At 51.2% G+C, this 18732-nt stretch carries 21 protein-coding genes; 12 read left to right on the forward strand and 9 right to left on the reverse strand.

Annotated elements, in window-relative coordinates; translation table 11 throughout:
- Positions 1-134 precede the first annotated feature (134 nt).
- From GA565_RS13995 to GA565_RS14015, 5 genes are all read right to left on the reverse strand, one after another.
- Complete coding sequence (locus tag GA565_RS13995) at positions 135-1112, reverse strand: hypothetical protein (RefSeq protein WP_152198967.1); 978 nt, start codon at positions 1110-1112, stop codon at positions 135-137.
- 182 nt (positions 1113-1294) lie between these two features.
- Positions 1295-1516 carry an EscE/YscE/SsaE family type III secretion system needle protein co-chaperone gene (locus tag GA565_RS14000; protein WP_055780097.1) on the reverse strand — a complete coding sequence of 74 codons (222 nt, stop codon included), beginning with the start codon at positions 1514-1516 and terminating at the stop codon, positions 1295-1297.
- A 14-nt stretch (positions 1517-1530) separates the two neighbouring features.
- Entirely contained in the window at positions 1531-2757 is a 1227-nt protein-coding gene (gene sctD, locus GA565_RS14005; protein ID WP_152198968.1) for a type III secretion system inner membrane ring subunit SctD, read from the reverse strand.
- A 13-nt stretch (positions 2758-2770) separates the two neighbouring features.
- Positions 2771-4261 carry an EscC/YscC/HrcC family type III secretion system outer membrane ring protein gene (locus tag GA565_RS14010; protein WP_055780108.1) on the reverse strand — a complete coding sequence of 497 codons (1491 nt, stop codon included), beginning with the start codon at positions 4259-4261 and terminating at the stop codon, positions 2771-2773.
- Positions 4258-4650 (reverse strand): hypothetical protein, encoded by a 393-nt coding sequence (locus tag GA565_RS14015; protein ID WP_152198969.1) that lies wholly within the window; start codon positions 4648-4650, stop codon positions 4258-4260. The genes GA565_RS14010 and GA565_RS14015 overlap by 4 nt, the downstream gene beginning before the upstream one ends.
- Before the next feature lie 179 nt (positions 4651-4829).
- Here GA565_RS14015 and GA565_RS14020 point away from each other — a divergent pair, with 179 nt between their 5' ends.
- A complete protein-coding gene (locus tag GA565_RS14020) occupies positions 4830-5474 on the forward strand; it encodes a two component system response regulator (RefSeq protein WP_370518101.1) in 645 nt (214 codons plus the stop codon).
- A gap of 10 nt (positions 5475-5484) precedes the next feature.
- Here GA565_RS14020 and GA565_RS14025 read toward each other — a convergent pair whose 3' ends face one another.
- Positions 5485-7203 carry an ATP-binding protein gene (locus tag GA565_RS14025; protein ID WP_152198971.1) on the reverse strand — a complete coding sequence of 573 codons (1719 nt, stop codon included), beginning with the start codon at positions 7201-7203 and terminating at the stop codon, positions 5485-5487.
- Positions 7204-7383: 180 nt separating this feature from the next.
- On the opposite strand from GA565_RS14025, the gene GA565_RS14030 reads away from it, so the two are divergent.
- The 11 genes from GA565_RS14030 to GA565_RS14080 all read left to right on the forward strand — a co-directional run bounded on the left by GA565_RS14030 (position 7384) and on the right by GA565_RS14080 (position 16708).
- Positions 7384-7752: a type III secretion chaperone SycN gene (locus GA565_RS14030; RefSeq protein ID WP_152198972.1), complete on the forward strand. Its 369-nt coding sequence runs from the start codon at positions 7384-7386 to the stop codon at positions 7750-7752.
- Positions 7749-9800 (forward strand): EscV/YscV/HrcV family type III secretion system export apparatus protein, encoded by a 2052-nt coding sequence (locus GA565_RS14035; protein WP_152198973.1) that lies wholly within the window; start codon positions 7749-7751, stop codon positions 9798-9800. Before GA565_RS14030 ends, GA565_RS14035 begins: the two co-directional genes overlap by 4 nt.
- Positions 9801-11129 (forward strand): EscN/YscN/HrcN family type III secretion system ATPase, encoded by a 1329-nt coding sequence (locus GA565_RS14040; RefSeq protein WP_152198974.1) that lies wholly within the window; start codon positions 9801-9803, stop codon positions 11127-11129.
- Positions 11111-11491, forward strand: coding sequence for a hypothetical protein (locus tag GA565_RS14045; protein ID WP_152198975.1), 381 nt, complete (start codon positions 11111-11113; stop codon positions 11489-11491). The genes GA565_RS14040 and GA565_RS14045 overlap by 19 nt, the downstream gene beginning before the upstream one ends.
- Positions 11492-11493: 2 nt before the next feature.
- Positions 11494-11967: a hypothetical protein gene (locus GA565_RS14050; protein ID WP_152198976.1), complete on the forward strand. Its 474-nt coding sequence runs from the start codon at positions 11494-11496 to the stop codon at positions 11965-11967.
- A complete protein-coding gene (gene sctQ / locus GA565_RS14055) occupies positions 11945-12916 on the forward strand; it encodes a type III secretion system cytoplasmic ring protein SctQ (RefSeq protein ID WP_152198977.1) in 972 nt (323 codons plus the stop codon). Before GA565_RS14050 ends, sctQ begins: the two co-directional genes overlap by 23 nt.
- An 83-nt stretch (positions 12917-12999) precedes the next feature.
- The gene (sctR, locus tag GA565_RS14060) at positions 13000-13650 is read left to right on the forward strand and encodes a type III secretion system export apparatus subunit SctR (protein ID WP_055780139.1); all 651 of its coding nucleotides are present in this window, start codon (positions 13000-13002) and stop codon (positions 13648-13650) included.
- A gap of 12 nt (positions 13651-13662) precedes the next feature.
- On the forward strand, positions 13663-13932 hold the full coding sequence (gene sctS, locus GA565_RS14065; protein WP_055780141.1) for a type III secretion system export apparatus subunit SctS: 270 nt from the start codon (positions 13663-13665) through the stop codon (positions 13930-13932).
- A 25-nt stretch (positions 13933-13957) separates the two neighbouring features.
- Positions 13958-14707 (forward strand): type III secretion system export apparatus subunit SctT, encoded by a 750-nt coding sequence (gene sctT / locus GA565_RS14070; RefSeq protein WP_226950968.1) that lies wholly within the window; start codon positions 13958-13960, stop codon positions 14705-14707.
- Positions 14704-15759 carry an EscU/YscU/HrcU family type III secretion system export apparatus switch protein gene (locus GA565_RS14075; RefSeq protein WP_152198979.1) on the forward strand — a complete coding sequence of 352 codons (1056 nt, stop codon included), beginning with the start codon at positions 14704-14706 and terminating at the stop codon, positions 15757-15759. The genes sctT and GA565_RS14075 overlap by 4 nt, the downstream gene beginning before the upstream one ends.
- Entirely contained in the window at positions 15737-16708 is a 972-nt protein-coding gene (locus GA565_RS14080) for a lytic transglycosylase domain-containing protein (RefSeq protein WP_152198980.1), read from the forward strand. Before GA565_RS14075 ends, GA565_RS14080 begins: the two co-directional genes overlap by 23 nt.
- Before the next feature lie 19 nt (positions 16709-16727).
- Here GA565_RS14080 and GA565_RS14085 read toward each other — a convergent pair whose 3' ends face one another.
- From GA565_RS14085 to GA565_RS14095, 3 genes are all read right to left on the reverse strand, one after another.
- Positions 16728-17180, reverse strand: a complete 453-nt coding sequence (locus tag GA565_RS14085) for a secretion protein (RefSeq protein WP_152198981.1) — start codon at positions 17178-17180, stop codon at positions 16728-16730.
- Positions 17181-17250: 70 nt separating this feature from the next.
- Entirely contained in the window at positions 17251-17862 is a 612-nt protein-coding gene (locus tag GA565_RS14090) for a hypothetical protein (RefSeq protein WP_055780158.1), read from the reverse strand.
- A gap of 89 nt (positions 17863-17951) precedes the next feature.
- Entirely contained in the window at positions 17952-18731 is a 780-nt protein-coding gene (locus tag GA565_RS14095) for a hypothetical protein (protein ID WP_055780163.1), read from the reverse strand.
- Between the last annotated feature and the right edge of the window lies 1 nt (position 18732).

The following is an 18732-nucleotide window of genomic DNA, read 5'->3' on the forward strand; positions in this document are numbered from 1 at the left end:
GCTTTACACAGAGAGCTCAATTTTCGGGCAACGGCCCCGAGTTCAGCATTAGGTTTATAGCGACTTCACCAAGTTGATTATTATGAGCCTTTTTGACTCAGCAAAACCGTACGTTCCTAAAGGCTATAAACCCGTTAATTCTTTGCATTAATTCCAACATCTAACGTTGATATTGTTAACTTTAGGGACATAATTTTCGACTCCAGAGTACGCTTTTTTTCTAGCAGAACGTTAGATACGAGGTCATTATGCGCCGACGGCTCAAGTTTCATTCTTTTATTGTGCAATGTCGTCATTGCTAAATTCTTCCGTAATTCATTATTGAGTATTTTAAGTTGGCTATGAGTTTCCATTACGGTCGTCATCTGCTGGGCTATAGCCTGAGCAGGTGCCATTTTCACCTTGAGCTGTTCAAATTCATTAATCTTATTATTTATGGCTTTATCGAGGCCGCTTTGTTTCGTTGGGTTATTATTGGCTGCCTGAGGAAGGGCAAATTTGGATGACGATGTACGTAGGTACATTGGACCTGGCCCCGTTCTCTTATGCATGTGCCTGCTAGGGCTTAGGGGTAAAGGGGCAACTTCATGAGCATGTTGTTGAGGCGTTGTTTCTAAATTTTCAGGTATTACAACGTTAGGCGCTGACAGCTTAAAGCTGTTGCAAAAACCTTCAATGTCATCCGCTTTATCCATGTAGTTAAGATCGTAGTCAACCCCCGTACCGTTCGCTTTTGCGTCATACTTGTGCTGGATCAACGCCTCTGTTTTTTTCTCTAACTCAAGCGTGCGAACAGAACTTATCTTGCCTTGTGCATCGGTATGGATAAAGCTTATAGATGATATATTTTTCTCACCCATAAACTTTTTAATATCACTAAGATATTGGTCGTCAGACTGTTCTGCCGTTTGCTTCAACTCCTGTGGCATATCCATTAATTTGAGTTTTGAAAACTCGCCGCTCTTAATACCCTCTTTGACCTCATCCAAGGTTTTGTTAACAAGTTTATCAATATTATTATGCCCGTTCCCCGAAGATCCAAGGGTCCCAAAAGGATGAAGAGAGGTAACCGAGTTAACGGCAGTGCGAATAATATTGGATATAAAGCTCATAATTTAAGTCTTCCATGAAGGTAGTAAAAAACACATAAGGTATTCAGTTCTGTTTCTCAGCATCATCTACATTGACTCTGCAAAACCTTACATCCCTGTAGGCCAGAGAATAGTCTTTTACCTGGAAGGAGACTTTCGAAAATCGTCACTAACTATCGGAAATTGACACGCACAATGACGGCCTAGGGATGATAGCGTCCCCACAGAGTAGAGATGACTTCGGCGGTCTCTTTGCAGGCTTGAAGCACAATTTTGGTATCCTGCTGGCTTTTCTCGCTGAAACACTCGGTTAAATGCTGCTTGATTTGTGTCTCGCCGCCGCGCAGCTGGGTGAGTAACATATCGCGAATAATGCCGCGGTCGTCGCGACGTAAGACTTTTTCCAACTCGGTTAATCTGGCCATGTAGCCTCCTGAAATTAAAAGTTAAGCGGCACAGAAATCACCTGCTGCTCGCGGATGAACGTGACGGTGCGGTGAGTTATCGAATAAATTTTGAACCCGCTGGGCAACACTGCTCCTTGCTGGAGGCGCATGCTATTTGCTAACTGCAGATAAACAGATTTTTTGTTGCCACCTACACTGATGATAGCCGAAGGAAGAATATGTTCTGCCTGCACCGCCGTAGGAATATTTTGATAATGTGCCTTTAGGCTGACCTTATCTTGGCTGTTAAAATCGTTGATAATCTGCGTGATTTTGGCAATGCTTTTGGCATCTTTCTCGCCGCTGACCATAAACTCTTTGCCCACCTTGCTGATGCTCAGCCCTTCCATCAACGCATTATTGTGTAACGCATCAACCAGCCGCTGAAACAGTTCCGCCTGGTCGTTAACCACCACCCACTTTTTCAGCAATTTTATTTCATGCAGTCGCATAGTCGTTCTCTGCCAGGCGGCGTCGGACTTGATGGCACCGTGGATCTCTACGCTGCCGGGCGTTTTACCGCTTGTCACCTCAGCCCCCTGATACCCGTTGAGGATCAGCAGTTGACGAACACGCTGGCGCAGCGTATCAGCCCCCATGCTGTCGTCATGAAAATTGAATCCGCGCTGCTGTAACTGGCGGTGTAAATCTTTCAGGCTTTGTGACGATTCCACCAGGCCGCTTAGCCTGACAGTACCGTGGGCATCAATTTCAGCCTCTAAACCGTTCAACTCAAGATCTTTCACGGTTTGTTTTAACCAATGGGCGGCATCAAAAGGCTCTGGTGATTTTTCAGAATGAAACAGAACAGCCCCGCCAATCACCGATCCGGCAAGGAGCAACAGCCCCAACGCGGCCCACATTGGCCATGAAAAAACCTTTTTGGTTTCGCTTTTAGCCACGTAGCGCGTGGGTAAAGGCGGCGAAGTAAGCTGCGTTTCAGGCTTGCCAAGCAGCAGCATCTGCCCCGCCAAGTCAATAACCTTCTCCAGCGGCAGCGTCTGTGTGCAGTCCCAAACTGCGCCATCTACCCAAACCGGCACCGGTGGTGAGAGGGTTACCCCCTCTTCGGTAACGGTAAGTACCGTGCTAACGCCCTCCTCCAGCGGCAGGGCAATATCAGGATCCTCTCCCCCAAGGCGAGTATCCCCGGTGGGGAGATCTAATTCTCGACCAGCCAAAGGACCGTTCAACCACCTGACTTTATAAAAAAAATCCATTCTTTCTCCGGTGTCAGAGTTGTGACGAAGGCTGGGCCTTGATCAGGAACAGGCGAACAGTACTACGACTGGTTTTATTGGTAGAACGGAACAGTTTGCCCACCAGCGGCAAATCCCCAAGCAGCGGGATTTTTCTCTCGTTTTCTCTCACTTCGTCCTGAATAAAGCCGCCAAGCAGTAAGCTTTGACCGGCGCGGAGCAAGGTTTGAGTCGAGACTTCGGAGTTGCGGGTTTGCGGAAGCGGTTCATTAACATTGTGAGACTCTGTCTGCGTGCCATCCTGAATAATCAACTTCAGCATCATTTCAGGGTGGCCGTTTTGATTAATCAGGCGCGGCGTCACTCTGAGCATTGATCCCGTGGTGATGGACTCAAGCTTGGCAACCTTGTCGGAAATAAGTTTGGTGTGGAATGTCACGCTGCGGTCAAGCACAGCCTCGGTGTTATCGAGCGTCACGACGGAAGGCCGCGACAGCACCTGCGCCTTGGCGTTCTCTTCCAGTGCGCTAAGTCTGACCATAAAGCCGCCGGTGTTGGATATTATCGAAGAGAAGCTGCTTGAAGACGGCGCGCCGTTGCTGTTTAGACTGATACCGCCACCGCCGATTTGCGTTGACAGCGACCAGTCGATGCCGAGCGAGTTTAGCTCAGTCGAGTCAACGTCCATGATCATCACCGAAATCTCAATGAGCTTCGGTTTAATATCGAATTTTTTAATCAGCGTGGCGTACATCGGAATATTGATTTTGCGATCACGTACAATCACCGCATTTTGCTGAATATCTGCCGAAAACATCGGCAATGATCGGTCTGCAGGCTGCTGCGCCCCCTGATTCTCTTTCAGCGGCAGGGTACGGCCCTGAGCCATCTCTTTAAGCATGCTAACGATGCCAGGGATAACAATCTCCTGGCCACGATAACTATGCTTAGTGTCACCCGCACTGGCGTATTTCAACGGGAAAAGCTCAATCTTTTCTTGGTTCTGGTCGTGATTCAGCTTTTGCTGGTCAATACGTTTAGCCAACGTATCAACGCGGGTCAGGCAGATGGGGACGCCCTCAACCTGCATAGCGTTTGACGATGGCAGAGCACGAACGCGGCAATGCTTGTTGTCGAGGATATTACTGCCTTCCAACTGGTCAATCAGCTCACTGACCGGCAGATAAGTGGGAGTAATCAGCTTACTACCGACCTCATTAGCTTTATAAACGTGAATCGCCTGCCCGTCATAGTACCAGGCCAGCTTGTGCATGCGGGCCAGTTCGTCCAGGGCTTTACTTGGAGAGACATCCTTTATTACGCCGATAAAAGGTTCATCTACCTTCTCGCTAACCACCACGGGAACACCATAGTTGGCCCCCAAATCATGTAAAACATCGGTGAGCTTGCTGCCACGGCTGGAGAGAAAGAAAGGATCTTCCCCTTTCCAGGGAATAGTTGCCGAGGCGGGGAAATGACACAACATCGAGGCGAGGCCAAAGGCCAAAAATAGTCGTTTTTTCATCTCGATGCTCCAGAATGTTGATGAATTGACAGGCCAGATTTTTCACCGAACCTGATCAGCCAGTCAGCGATATCCTGCTGTTTATTGAGAGAATTTTCCCATTCGATGGATGTTAACGTGGCGTAATTGAGCCGTAAAAGAAATAAACGTTCGTTCTCAACCAGCAGGGAGTCATTAATGCAGGTACGAACCGAGGCGAACCACAGGCATACCCGCTGGAGCCAGTCGATATCAGCGACGATAAGGCCGGTATCCATCGCAATACAAATGCCCTGCGGATAACATCCACACCAGGCACGCTGCTCCCCAACGTCGAGTATCAATCGATCACTATGCTCTTTAGTCACGTGGACCCAGTCCAGCGCGGCAAGGGAGTCAGGGAGTTTCATATCATCTCGATTGCATTAAAATTGAGCGGCTATTTTGCAGATTGAGCGGTTGTTTAGGTATCAGGTGTTGACCTGATTTAATTGAGCGGGTGAATTGATTGCAGAAGCTTTAGGCTATTTGTTGTATAATTCTCAAATAACCCCTTGCTGAAAAGTAGAAAATAATGACAATTCGAGCCATGCAATATCCCGTATCTAAAAGGATTCTATTGGTCGAAGATCATTCTTTACTCAGCGACGGTATTACCCAGCTTATCTCTGCGGTGCCTGATTACGAGGTGGTGGGCGTGGTGGCCGATGGGCTAAAGGTGTACGCAGCCTGTCAGCAGCTGCAACCTGATTTGGTCATTCTCGATTTGGGATTGCCAGGCATGGACGGCAACGACGTTATTCATCAGCTTAAACAGCGCTGGCCTGATTTGACCATTATTGTTCTCACCGCCGACAATAACGAACACCGCGCTAAAGCCGCGCTGGGAGCCGGCGCTATTTCCTATATTCTCAAAAGAAGCCCTCAGCAAACCCTGCTCTCGGCGCTTCAACTGGCTGCGGTAGGGCGTTCATACATCGACCCCTCCCTTGACGAGCAGCAAATTATCAAAACCGATCAGCCCCTTGACGGTCAGGTACGGCTAACGGTCAGAGAGCGGCAGATTTTAAAGCTTATCGCCGAAGGGAGTCGGAATCGCGATATCGCCGAGTGCCTGAAGATAACCGTCAAAACAGTGGAAACCCATCGTTTAAACCTGATGCGCAAACTCGATGCACACAGCGCGGTTGAGTTGACTAACTGGGCGATACGTTTGGGGATCCACAGTTATTAATTTTACGTCTTTAGCGAAAAGTCGGGTTGTCCCCCTCTTCCCTTAGCGAATCAATCAGTGGCTGAATACGTGAAGTCACCGGCCACTCTCCTGCTTTAACCTCCTCCTCAATCTCAGCACAGAGGTCGTGTAGCGCAAGATAGCCGCACAACCCCGCACAGCCCTTAATGGCATGTAACGCCTCCAGCAGCGGTGTCTGTTGATGATTCAACCAACTTTTTTCAATGCGGCCTGCGAAGGTCTTGAAGGTCTGCAAAATTTCAGCCTGCAATTTTTCATCAAACTGTACATCAATCATCGGCTTGTCCAGCGATTCATTGCGCATTAGCTCGACGCCACGCGTCAGCTGGGACATCACCACCGTCTCAATGGCCTGCATCAGCTTAGGCATCTGCAAAGGTTTGGTCAGATAACCGCTAATTCCATTGCCCATCATCGGCTCGCTTTCACCGGACAGCGCATCGGCAGTCAGGACAAATATCGACGTTTCTTCGTCCAGCATGCCAGACTCAGGCAAGCGCCACAGCTGCGCGGTAGCGTAGCCGTCCATTTCCGGCATGCGTAAATCCATCAAGACCATATCGTAAATCCCCTCTCGCCCATAATACAGCGCCTCTTCACCGGAGTGTGCGGTATCGACCTGATGCCCGAGGTCGCGCAGAATTTGACCCAACACGTCGAGATTGGCAGGCACATCATCCACAATGAGCACTTTTAGCGACCACGGACTTTGCATGAGAGGCACCGTATTCTCTTCTTCATAGACATTTCCCTGCAGCAGTTTGTCAAGCGTACGCCACAGCCGTCCGGGGAGATAAACCAGCGCGTGTGACGCTAGCGCATGATTCATGCCCTCAATCGGCGTCAGTCCCCAAAGCTGTAGCTGCCGGTGGAGCTCCACCGGCGCGACTATCTCACCGGATAACAGTCTCTTAGCCATAGGTTTATCCCCCTGCGGCAGCCAAAGGGTGAAGCGCGAGCCTTGTCCTAAACGGCTTGACACCACGATATCGCCGCCCATCGACTGCGCCAGCATCGAGGAAATAGTCAGCCCAAGCCCGTTGCCCCCGCTGTGTTTATTAATCTGCATGAAGGGCTGAAAAATATTCTGCTGCTCAACGTCATCAATACCTACGCCGCTGTCCTCAATACAGAAAACAATCCGATCGCCCTGAGTATCGACGTTCAGTTGCACATAGCCTGACGGCGTAAACTTAATGGCGTTATCCAACAAATTTATCAATATTTGCCTGAAGCGGATGCGGCTTATCAGCACCTCTTCGGGGATATCATTTGCCACCCTCACGGTCAGCCGCAATCCCTTTTCTTCGGCGCCTAGGCGAATCAACATCATGACTTTATCGAGCATCGGCAGCAGTGGAACTCGCTCATAGACCAGCTCCAGTTTGCCGATTTCGATTTGTTGATAGTCCAGGATGTTATTGATCAGAGAGAGGAGATAGTCGGAGGAGAGACTCGCAGTTTCGACCAGCCCCTGCTGCTCAGTCGTAAGCTTCGAGCGCTTCAAAAGCACCAGTGCGCCGACGATGCTGTTCATCGGTGTGCGTATTTCGTGACCAATATTATCGATGTGCTGGCTCTTGATGATGTTCATCAGCTCAACGCTCCGCGGCCCCTTGGCCTGCGGTTGTTTTTGCCTACCGCACAGCGCCCGATAAGCACGACTTACTCCGCGCCACAGCCAATTTGTTTGCCGTTTTTTATTCATGATTTCCAGGCCGCCGAAGCATTTACGTGTGCTGAAAAATGGAGCCTCGGCGCAGTGAACCGCGCTTGAGGCGTTTATTCAGGTGTTTACCCGATAGTTTCAAACCCGCTCTTTGCCGATGATAGCCGCAGCCTGGGAACCCTCCCAAAGCCTTGATCAATAAATTATCAGAGAGACCGGATGGGATTACAAACCGAACGGCGGCTGGAACAGTTTCTGCAGTTGGCAGACCTGCCTTCGACACAGGTTTCAGCGCGGATGGAATTTTCCATGCCGCCGTTTCAGCTGTACGTCGAATGCCTTGAGGAGCACATTTTATTGACCCTGAGTCGAGACATTGAGCCTGCCTATCAAAGCATCGTATTCATCAAATCATTGAGCGTCTGTCATCCGGCCCGCACACAAGGCACGCCCATTCGTACCTGGCAATTGAAAGGAAAACAGATGTTTAGCTGTTCACCGGGTAAATACAGTGAAGTGAATCATTGGCTGGCCTGCCTGCAAACCATGCGGCGTCTTCTCGAAATGATTAACGGAGGTCACCGATGAAAATGATCCAAAAATGGCTGATTATTATTGCCTCGCGTCAGGACATTATGCTGGCAGCGATGTTGCTGCTTGCCGTATTCATGATGATTATCCCACTGCCAACCTGGCTGGTGGATTTCATGATTGCTATCAACCTGACTATATCCGTGATTCTACTGATGATGGCACTGTACATCAGAAACCCGCTGGAATTTGCAACATTTCCCTCAGTTTTGCTGATTACCACCCTGTACAGACTGGCTCTGACCATCAGTACCACCCGTTTGATCCTGCTACAGGCGGACGCCGGGCAGATTGTTTACACCTTTGGTCAGTTTGCGGTCGGCGGCAATCTGGGCGTCGGACTTATCGTGTTCATGATCATCACTATCGTTCAGTTTATCGTTATCACTAAAGGTTCAGAACGTGTGGCCGAAGTGGGTGCGCGCTTCTCGCTCGATGCGATGCCCGGTAAACAGATGAGTATAGATGGTGACATGCGCGCCGGTACCATTGATGCCGAGGAAGCCCGCCGCCTGCGTGGTCTGGTACAGAAAGAGAGTCAACTGTACGGGGCGATGGACGGCGCGATGAAGTTCGTTAAAGGTGATTCAATCGCCGGTATTATCATCATTTTGGTGAATATATTCGGCGGTACGGCCATCGGGATTCTGTCGCACGGCATGAGCGCCAGCGAGGCGATGTCAACCTACGCGATTCTGTCGATCGGTGACGGTCTGGTTAGCCAGATCCCTGCCCTGCTTATCTCCATCACCGCCGGGATTATCGTTACTCGCGTTTCCGGCGAGGAAAAACTCAATTTGGCCGGTGACCTGGCCCATCAGATTGGCTCGCAGTCTCAGGCGCTGACGGTTTCGTGCGCAGTTCTGCTGGTATTTGCGATGATCCCCGGCTTCCCGGCTATTTACTTCATAGGGTTGGCCGCCGGGCTGTTTGGTTGCACTATCTTGGTTAAAAGACGCAAAAAGAATGGGGCCAATGGCGCGAGCGGTCAGGGTGCTGACGCAAGTGGCGAAAACGGCGCTGCCGGGGGTGCCGCCATGACGCCGGGCGCGACGCCGTTAATGATCCGTTTATCGCCCGACCTGATGCGTTCCGGCAAATTTGCGACCAAAGTCGAGGCTTACCGCCATAACAAATTTGAAAAACTCGGCGTTCCTCTTCCCGATATTCAACTCTTCCAGGACACCACGCTGAGCGCTGGCAGCATGCAGATCATGCTGTATCAGGAAGCGGTAATGGTGGTCGATGTTCCCGATGGCCTGCTGCTGGCCGACATAGCCTCACAGACCCTGCCTCAGGCGGAAAAAAACGTGCGTCTGCCGTTCAGCCTGCAAAATTTGCAGTGGATTTCTCCGGTTCATCAGGAAGCGCTTTCGGTGCTCGGCGTTACGCTGCATAAGAATGAAGACCGCCTGATCCACTGCCTGTCGATTCTGGTTGACCGTTACGCCGGGGAATTTATCGGCGTACAGGAAACCCGTTTCCTGATGGACGCAATGGAAGGAAGATACTCTGATCTTATTAAAGAGGTACAGCGACAACTGCCAATAGGCCGTATCGCCGATGTTCTCCAGCGTCTGGTGACGGAGGGCGTCTCTATTCGCGACTTGCGCAGCATATTCGAGGCATTAATCGAATGGGCACCGCGGGAAAAAGACCCCATCATGCTTGTCGAATATGTCCGTATCGGCCTGAGACGTCATCTTGTGACGCGATTTAAAGCCGGTAATCCGTGGATTAACTGCTGGATGATTGGCGACGTTATCGAAGGCATGATCCGTGAAGCAATTCGGCAGACTTCATCTGGCTCCTATTCGGCACTCGATTCCGAGCTTAATCAGGCCATTATCGACCGCATCCGCGACCAAACTAATGAACACGAGCGCAGTACCCACGTGCTGATGACCGCCATCGACGTGCGACGCTTCCTGCGTAAAGTGATCGAACGTGAGTTTTATAACCTTCAGGTTCTCTCCTTCCAGGAAATTGGCGATGAAACCGAACTGCACGTCGCCGGCAACATTGACCTTATAGGAGAAGAATAAATGCGCCTCCCCGACGGCGAAAATATCCTTGCACAGCTTACCGACCGGCTAACACTGCCCGTTGCCGCTCCAAATGCCGGGAGCCTGCTTGCGGGTAAGATTGTTGAAATTGGTCCGACGCTGCTTAAAGCCTCACTCCCCGGTGTCAGCCTGGCTGAAATTTGCCGTCTTGAACCTTCGGGTATTAAAGCCGAAGTAGTGGCAATTAACGGCAATTACGCCATGCTCTCTCCGTTTGCCGAACCGCTGGGCGTGACGAATGGCAGCATGGTGGTGCCGACCGGCAGCGTTCACCAGATTGCCCTAGGCGACTTTCTTCTTGGCCGCGTTCTTGACGGTATGGGCCAGCCACTTGACGGCCATCCCCTGCCAGAAGGCGGTGAATTGCGATCCCTGGAAGGCGCAGCTCCCAATCCCTTAACCCGCCAGCTTATTGATACCCCGTTACCGCTGGGGGTGCGCGCCATTGACGGTATTCTCACCTGTGGCATGGGCCAGCGTATCGGCATTTTCGCCGCAGCAGGCGGCGGGAAAAGTACCCTTTTAGGCATGATCTGCGACGGCAGCCAGGCAGACGTTATTGTGCTGGCGCTTATCGGTGAACGTGGCCGTGAGGTCCGCGAATTTCTCGAACATACCCTGACCGAAGAGGCGCGAGCGCGCTGCATTATGGTGGTTTCAACCTCTGATCGCCCGGCTCTGGAGCGCCTCAAAGCCGCTTACACCGCCACCGCCATTGCCGAATACTTCCGCGACCGCGGCGGCAACGTGCTGCTGATGATGGACTCCCTCACCCGCTTTGCCCGCGCCTCGCGAGAGATTGGCCTTGCGGCGGGGGAACCGTCGGCGGCAGGTGGTTATCCGCCAAGCTTCTTTGCGCGCCTTCCGCGACTGCTCGAACGCGCAGGTCCGGCAGAATTTGGCAGCATTACCGCCATTTATACCGTGCTTGTTGAGGGTGACAATCTGAACGAACCGGTTTCCGATGAGGTGCGTTCAATCCTCGATGGGCACATTGTCCTCTCTCGCAAGCTGGCACAGGCCAACCACTATCCGGCGATTGATATCGCCGCCAGTGTTAGCCGAATCATGGGTCAGGTGACGGAAAAAGACCACCGTGACAACGCGGGTAAACTCCGCCGTCTGATGTCTGCCTGGCAGGAGATCGAACTCTTGGTCCGGGTCGGAGAATATCAGGAAGGACAAGATGAACAGGCCGACGAGGCGATGCAACGCAAAGATGCGATCCGCGAATTTCTCTGCCAATCAGTAACTGAAAAGAATCGCTATGAGGACACGCTGGAACTTTTATGCCAGACACTCAACTGACTCTGAAATCCCTGTTGTCCCTTAAGGTCCGGCGCGAACGCGGGATCAGAAGTGCTATCGCACGTCTCGAAAAACAGTATCAGGAAATCGAAACGCGAAAGGCAACGCTTTTGCAGAACCGTCGCATGCTGTGGAACGAATGGCGACAGTGCAGCAGCAGCGAACAGACGCTAGGACCGCTCGAGATGCGCGCCTACCGTGCCCAGCTTGGTAAATATTATCAGCAAGACCACGATCTGCTGGCTGAGGTAGAAAGCGCAGACAACGAATTAAGTCAACTGCAGGTTGAACAGGACAAGCAACAACATTTACTGCGGCAGATTCTTCTGCAGCAGGAAAAATTGAAAATATTGATGGAGTAAGAGTGCATATATCATCACAGATACAACGCAGAACCGTATCGTTACAGGAAAATGAAGGCGACAACCATGCCTCCGACGATGAAGATAAACGCCGCTTTGCCTTACTGCTCTCGGCCATCTCACCGCGCTCGGCACCGTCCAGCCTGACCAGCAGACTCTGCGACCCGTCAGGACCAAGCGGCGGTTTAAAATTCACCAGAGGCCCGAGCACACTCCTGCTTGAGCAACTGAAGATGCCTAAATACGCCTCGCGCGACGCCTGGCTCAGTTGGCGATTGACCAATGGTCCGCTGGCAGGATTGGAGATTGAGGCCCGATCGAGTGAAACCGAGCTGTTTATTCGCCTCGAGGCCGTTGACCACGAGAAGCTCAGAAAGATTTTAGGCTCGGCCAAACGGCTACAACAAACACTTATCCGCCAGTTTGATCGGGACGTGGTCGTAGAGGTTAAAGATGAAAATCCCGCAGTTAAGTAAAGAGACCGGCAGTCTGGTGGCCAAAGTGGGCAGCGGGCTGCAATGGCTCAACGACAGTGGCGAACTGGTTATCTCTTATCGCCAGCGACCCGCATCACAAGGGCTTATTCTTCACGCCACGTTCGAGGGTGAGCCTCTCACGTTATTGCTCGACGAACAACAATGGTGTCAATGGGTTGCGTCGATGCTTACCGTTCCCTCGTTCGAAATGACGCCCGATGAGTTCAAAGAGTTGCTGAGCATTTGGACACTGGCAGACGCCGGTGAATGCCGAGAAGAAAGCAGTGTTAAATGGCCTCACGGCCTGCGGCTCACACCGGGTAACGCTAGCGCGGAATACGGCTGGCACGTTTACATCCGCCGTGAGCAGCGCGAGCTAGGCTGTTATCTGCTTTCGGGCGGTGAAAAATGGGTCTCGGCGCTGTCTGAAGAGGCCTTTCCGGTCTCAGGTAGTGACACCGTCACTGATATCACACTTTGTATCTCGCTGCTGGCGGGCTGGAGCAGAGTAGACAGTGCCGTGCTTGATATTTTAGGCCCCGGTGACGCCCTCATCTTGCAGCACAGCTGGCAAATTGCCGATGACCAGTTTGGGCTGTTTATCGACAGACCCATCGCGACAGTCCGCCAGGACGACGAACACAACACTTTTATAATTGAGGAAATAATGAGCGACTTTGATGACTGGATGGATGTCACCCCCTCACCTTCGGTTATCTCTTCACAGAGGGATATGCTGGCCAATACTTCTGTTGCCGTTACGGTTGAGGTAAGCAAACTCGAGGTTTCGCTGCAGGCGCTAAGCCAGCTCGAGGTCGGTGGGCAGCTCATGGGTGCCACGCAATACGACGGAATGGTGACGCTAATGGTTGGCGGAAGGCCGATCGCCAGAGGCACTTTACTGCAGATTGACACTCAGCTGGCCGTCAAAATCGAGAGCCTTTGTTAAGTGAAGTTAGGGTCTGCACCTGATGGGACGAGGTGGGATAGTGCGGGATAATATCCGCAACATCCCTTCTTCAGGACCCGAAAATGTCTATATTAGACCAACCTTTGCAGCTGATTGTTCTACTCTTCGCCCTGTCGATCATGCCTCTGCTCATCGTACTCGGCACCTCATTTCTTAAAATTTCGATTGTTTTTTCCCTGCTGCGAAATGCACTGGGTATTCAGCAAATCCCGCCCAACATTGCGCTGTATGGCTTAGCCATGATCCTCAGCATGTTCATCATGGCGCCGGTCGGTCTGGCTATTCAAGACAACATCGCCGTTAACCCGATAAAAATTGAGTCAACGACGTTTATCGACCAAATGGAATCGGAGGTTTTTGCGCCTTACAAAGAGTTCCTCGAACGCAACACCGCACCGCACCAAGTGCACTTCTTCTCTGATATCGGCCATAAAATCTGGCCAGAAAAATATCAAAAACGCATTCCCGACAACTCCCTGCTGGTGATGATCCCGGCATTTACCGTCAGTCAGCTTATTGAAGCCTTCAAAATTGGCCTGCTGCTGTTCCTGCCGTTTATTGCCATAGACCTGATCGTTTCCAACGTGCTGCTGGCGATGGGGATGATGATGGTCTCACCAATGACTATCTCCATGCCGCTCAAGCTGCTGGTGTTTGTCCTAATGGGAGGCTGGGAGAAATTGCTTGGCCAACTTGTTCTGTCATTTTCGTAAACGGAGAACGTGATGAGTGAAGCAATGATAACCCAGCTGGCCACGCAGATGATGTGGCTTATCCTGCTGCTGTCTCTGCCCGTCGTGGTAGTGGCCTCAACGGTAGGTGTTATGGTCAGCCTGATACAGGCACTGACCCAGGTGCAGGAACAGACTATTCAGTTTCTGGTGAAGCTGGTTGCGGTCTCCATCACGCTGGCGGTCACTTATCACTGGATGGGCGACATATTGCTCAACTATGCCGGCCTGGCTTTCGATCAAATAACCCAGATGCGTGAATGACATGGCGGGCCTCTGGACTCATTGGATGCCAATTATTGGCATGTGCATGCTGCGCCCGATGGGCGTGTTTCTGCTGATGCCATTGTTTAGCAGCGCCAACCTCGGCGGCACGCTCAATCGCAACGCCCTGCTGCTGGTCATAGCCCTGCCGATGCTGCCGGTGTATGCCGACTGGCAGTCACCAACCAGCACGATGAGCTACGTCATGTTGGCCGTTGGCGAGCTGTGTATCGGATTGGTTATTGGCTTCTGTGCCGCTATTCCGTTTTGGGCACTGGACATGGCCGGTTTTTTGATTGATACCATGCGTGGTTCCTCAATGGCCAGCGTTCTGAACCCAATGCTCGGCCAGCAGTCCTCCCTATTTGGCATCTTCTTTACCCAGTTGTTCAGCGTGCTGTTTTTGATGAGCGGAAGTTTTAACGAGCTGATCAGCGCCATTTACCAGTCTTACGTCACCCTGCCGCCCGGCGGAACACTCAGTTTCGGCCCCGACGGCCTGGCCTTCATTGGCTGCCAGTGGCATCTGATGTACGAGCTATGTCTGCGCTTCTCGATGCCCGCCATCGTGGTGATCATGCTGGTGGATATGTCTATGGGGTTAATAAACCGCTCGGCCCAGCAGCTCAACGTCTTCTTCCTCGCGATGCCTATCAAGAGCGCCTTTGCGCTGTTGATGCTGGTTATCAGCTGCAACTTTGCCTTTGGTGACCTTCGCGCTTACAGCATGCATTTTTCCGAAGTCACCGAGACCATGCTGGACATCTTCCGATGAGCGAAAAAACAGAGAAGCCCACGCACAAAAAGATCCGTGACTCACGCAAGAAAGGCCAGGTTGCCAAGAGTACAGAAATTACCAGCGGTATGCAGCTGGTGGCCGTGCTGGGCTATTTCGGTACCGAGGGAAAAGAGCTTTGGCGGGCGTTACAGGAACTACACGAATTAGCGATCAGCGCAGTCAATCAGCCACTGACCTTTGGGTTAGGCCAGCTTACCGCCGCGTTTACCTCGTTGGCGATACGATTTATCGGCGGTCTGGGCATGCTGCTGCTGTTCATCACTATTTTCACCATCATGGCACAGATTGGGCCGCTGCTGGCGACAGAGGCGCTCAAGCCTTCCTTCAAAAAACTCAACGTTCTCGCCAATTTAAAAAACATGTTTTCGGCAAAGAACCTGTTTGAGTTCTGCAAATCTCTGCTGAAGGTGCTGTTGCTGTCACTTATTTTCTTTTATTTGCTGCGCCAAAACACCCCGTCGATTCAGTTTCTGCCGCTGCATCCAGTCACGACCGGACTGGAGGTCTGTGTTCGCCTGCTGTTTTGGATGCTGCTGTCACTTATCTGTTTTTATGTGGTTATTGGCATCGCCGATATTGCTTTTCAAAAGTATGACAACAATAAAAAAATGATGATGTCTCTTGAGGACATAAAACAAGAGCACAAAAACTCTGAAGGTAATCAGGAGATTAAGCAGAAACGCAAAGAAGTACACCGCGAAATTCAAAGCGGAAGCCTGGCCTCGAACGTGGCCAAGTCTACCGCAGTAGTCAAAAACCCCACCCACGTTGCCGTGTGTATTTTTTACCATCCGGAAACCTCGCCGCTTCCCAAAGTGATTGAAATGGGACGTGACAAACGTGCATTGCATATCATTCATCTTGCTGAAAAAGCAGGTATTCCCGTTGTAGAAAACATTCAAGTTGCACGCAGCCTGGCCGCAGGAACACCGGTGGGTGGCTATATCCCCGCCGAACTGTTTGAACCCGTAGCGCAAATTCTGCGCCTTGCCATGAAACTGGATTATGAAGACGACGACGATGATTAAAAAAAGAACTGCCCTGTTGATTTCCCTTGCCTGCTGCTTGCTTGCTGCAGGTTGTAGCAATCCACTCAGTTGGTTTGACACCCAACCGACAGCGAAAAAATTGTCACCGGTGGTGTTTAGCGCCACCGACGCAAGCGCGACGTCGGTGGCGGCGCTGAACAACTTTCCAAGTGTGCCCAACGGTTTCAGTGATATAAACAACTTCCCCGTTGTGCCGTTAAACTGGACCACGGATCAAGATGTCAAGATACCGGAAACGTTAGCGAATGAAGACGTGCCCGTTACCCAGTTGGCTCAGTCTCAGTCTTCATCGCCAGGCACTGCGCAACTGACGCGTAACACCCAGTATCATCCGATGATTGAGCGAGTGTCAGACGAAGTGGGTATTGACGCCGATTTGCTGCATGCGATGATTAAAGTGGAGTCCAACTACAAACCACAGGCGGTCTCTCACAAAGGCGCGCGCGGATTACTGCAGGTGATGCCCGCGACGGGCAAACGATTCGGCTATACCAACCTGATGGATCCCGAGCATAACCTGCGTGCAGGTGCAACCTATATGAAATGGCTGATTGGACATTTTGATAATGATTTAACGCTGGCGTTGGCTGGCTATAATGCGGGAGAAGGCGCAGTTAAAAAGTATGGCCGCACAGTACCTCCTTATAAAGAAACCCGCCATTACGTTAAAAAAGTCATGGAACACTACAATCACCTGCAAAACAGCAGACCTGATGAGCATGAGATTCAGCTGAGCAACGTTAGTCCGACAACTGAAAGGGTCGTCGGCAAAAAGGTTGAAGCCGTGAGGAGTAAAAAGAGCGCCAAAAAGACGGATAACGGCGACGTGGAGATAACCGATAAACTGCTGGGCCTGCTGCTATCACAACCGAAAACGACGGCCAATAAAAAACACGGCAGTTCAGTCAATGAACACGCCGTGCTGTGAACCTTTAATTGACGCCCGATCACAGAGACTGTGGCAGCTTCTTGCTACAGTTTTTATTCGGGTAAACCAGCCAGGAGTCGCCTTCAATTAGCTGCCAATTCGCTCCTTGAGCAATCAGAACTTTGGCTAAACGCTCCCGCAACGTCGTAACCTCGTCATACAGGCTTTGCAACAGCATGCCTTTCACCAAACGTATCTGCGGCAACGCGCGCTCCAGTTGATGGATAATCTTGATAAAACCCGCCACTGCGCGGTTGTTCTGATTCTCTTTGCTGCAGTTGACAAAATCACAGACGATCAGCTCTTCGTTTTCAAAACGATACACCAGCTCAAAATCTGCATGTTTGATGCGAAAGCCGATAATTAAATCACTGTTGCCAAAACGTTCGACCTGCGGCGCAAAGCCGTTGGCCGCCAGATAGCGGGTGACGATATCAGTTTTTGGGGATGTTGTTGATGTTGTTGTTTGCATTTACTTTCCTTAAAAAGAATACGGCCGAAGCCGCATTCTTTGATGTTGTTGCGAAGAGGGAAATTCCGGATTACATACGGACTTTGTCCAGAATAGCCGCCTGCAGGCGGGTCAATTCGCCGGTCATTTCCAGCATACGGCGTGAAGCTTCAACGGCTTTATCGGCCGCGGCGCTGATGGTCTGGCGGATCTGGTTCGCGTGAGTCTGCTGATAATCAGCCTTTAGCTCGATTTTCTGCGCGTCGCGGGAAATACCCGCGCTCGCCACGCCAATGCTGCCTTCGGCGATTTTACCGTAGGCATTCATGCCATCGCTGACCGCTTTCGTCGCTTCCATAAATTTACCGCCGGCCACATTTGGGCTCACGCCGATTGCGGTAGCGCCCACCAGAGAAACAGCACCCGTCGCGATTTTCACACCCGCATTCATTACGGCTGCTTTGTAGTTGGTTTCGATTGCTTCACTTTTGAGATCAAGCGAGGCAATTTCTTTATCAAAGGCGTTCTTAAACGATGCGCTAACGAAATCGCGTTGGATATCGCGGATTTCACCGTTCATTTTTTGCAGCATCATCATCACTTCATTCAGGGTGCCGATCACGCCTTGGCCATTTACTGCGTCCATTGCGCTGGATGGGGAAGAGATTACCGGTGCTGCATTTACTTGATTAATCGTTGTCATTTTATTGTTTCCATTTAAGTTGGATTTGCCCGCAATCCTGCAGACATTATTTAAGCTTTCGTTAAGTTAATTTTTTAAACAATCTGCCGTCAGGACAGCGAGCCGGTTAGACTGGCTATGTTGTGTCCCGCTTGTTCCATCGTTCTGTCGGAATTAATGTCCGACCCCAGTTGATTCTGGGTCATTTGTTCAATTTTCTTCGCGACCTGATCAGCCAGTTTGCCGAGCGTATCGTCAAGATATCCTTCGTCTTTATCGTCCACCGCGTTCGCCGAGAGGACTTCACCCAGCTGATTTGCCGCCTCGTGGGCTATGTGCTGGGTATCCTTATTGTTTATCAAGGCCAGCGCAGCCAGGTTTTCTGCGACGGTACTTACCGCCTCCAGAAGCTCACGCTGATAGCTGATATCAATCCCCTGATTGCGAATTTCATACGCCACCAGCGCGATGACCGTAATCAGCGGCAACAGCTCCGCCCGCAGATTCCTTTCGCGTTCACGCTGCTCCACAAACAGCGTGTTGATCAAGTCCATAACCTCTGCGCGGCTCATGGGGGCAGTTGACACCGAGTTCGAACCTTCGAGCTCAGTTGCCATCTTGCCGAGTAACTCCGTGGCCACCTCTTTCTCGTGTCCACTGAGCGACGGCGAAAAGACCTTGTCAAACCCCGCGCTTAATTTATCGGTGTTGCCACTGTCGCCCAGCTCATGCAGTACCCCCACCAGTTGCCCTTTATCCAGCATAGGCAGCGTGTCGGTATGAACATCAGATAAACGTGCTTTACCGATGGGCATTGGGCTACTTATTTGTGCCATGGCGGATGACACAGAATCATTCAAACGCGGGCTCATTGCCCCTATGCCAGCCATA

Origin of the sequence: Rouxiella sp. S1S-2, from assembly GCF_009208105.1 — a bacterium.
Lineage (GTDB): Bacteria > Pseudomonadota > Gammaproteobacteria > Enterobacterales > Enterobacteriaceae > Rouxiella.

Excerpts from the sequence above, each read along its gene's own strand:
- GA565_RS13995 (WP_152198967.1), bottom strand. The coding sequence starts at position 1,112 with ATGAGCTTTATATCCAATATTATTCGCACTGCCGTTAACTCGGTTACC.
- GA565_RS14000 (WP_055780097.1), bottom strand. The coding sequence starts at position 1,516 with ATGGCCAGATTAACCGAGTTGGAAAAAGTCTTACGTCGCGACGACCGC.
- sctD (WP_152198968.1), bottom strand. The coding sequence starts at position 2,757 with ATGGATTTTTTTTATAAAGTCAGGTGGTTGAACGGTCCTTTGGCTGGT.
- GA565_RS14010 (WP_055780108.1), bottom strand. The coding sequence starts at position 4,261 with ATGAAAAAACGACTATTTTTGGCCTTTGGCCTCGCCTCGATGTTGTGT.
- GA565_RS14015 (WP_152198969.1), bottom strand. The coding sequence starts at position 4,650 with ATGAAACTCCCTGACTCCCTTGCCGCGCTGGACTGGGTCCACGTGACT.
- GA565_RS14020 (WP_370518101.1), top strand. The coding sequence starts at position 4,830 with ATGCAATATCCCGTATCTAAAAGGATTCTATTGGTCGAAGATCATTCT.
- GA565_RS14025 (WP_152198971.1), bottom strand. The coding sequence starts at position 7,203 with ATGAATAAAAAACGGCAAACAAATTGGCTGTGGCGCGGAGTAAGTCGT.
- GA565_RS14030 (WP_152198972.1), top strand. The coding sequence starts at position 7,384 with ATGGGATTACAAACCGAACGGCGGCTGGAACAGTTTCTGCAGTTGGCA.
- GA565_RS14035 (WP_152198973.1), top strand. The coding sequence starts at position 7,749 with ATGAAAATGATCCAAAAATGGCTGATTATTATTGCCTCGCGTCAGGAC.
- GA565_RS14040 (WP_152198974.1), top strand. The coding sequence starts at position 9,801 with ATGCGCCTCCCCGACGGCGAAAATATCCTTGCACAGCTTACCGACCGG.
- GA565_RS14045 (WP_152198975.1), top strand. The coding sequence starts at position 11,111 with ATGCCAGACACTCAACTGACTCTGAAATCCCTGTTGTCCCTTAAGGTC.
- sctQ (WP_152198977.1), top strand. The coding sequence starts at position 11,945 with ATGAAAATCCCGCAGTTAAGTAAAGAGACCGGCAGTCTGGTGGCCAAA.
- sctR (WP_055780139.1), top strand. The coding sequence starts at position 13,000 with ATGTCTATATTAGACCAACCTTTGCAGCTGATTGTTCTACTCTTCGCC.
- sctS (WP_055780141.1), top strand. The coding sequence starts at position 13,663 with ATGAGTGAAGCAATGATAACCCAGCTGGCCACGCAGATGATGTGGCTT.
- sctT (WP_226950968.1), top strand. The coding sequence starts at position 13,958 with ATGCCAATTATTGGCATGTGCATGCTGCGCCCGATGGGCGTGTTTCTG.
- GA565_RS14075 (WP_152198979.1), top strand. The coding sequence starts at position 14,704 with ATGAGCGAAAAAACAGAGAAGCCCACGCACAAAAAGATCCGTGACTCA.
- GA565_RS14080 (WP_152198980.1), top strand. The coding sequence starts at position 15,737 with ATGAAGACGACGACGATGATTAAAAAAAGAACTGCCCTGTTGATTTCC.
- GA565_RS14085 (WP_152198981.1), bottom strand. The coding sequence starts at position 17,180 with ATGCAAACAACAACATCAACAACATCCCCAAAAACTGATATCGTCACC.
- GA565_RS14090 (WP_055780158.1), bottom strand. The coding sequence starts at position 17,862 with ATGACAACGATTAATCAAGTAAATGCAGCACCGGTAATCTCTTCCCCA.
- GA565_RS14095 (WP_055780163.1), bottom strand. The coding sequence starts at position 18,731 with ATGGCTGGCATAGGGGCAATGAGCCCGCGTTTGAATGATTCTGTGTCA.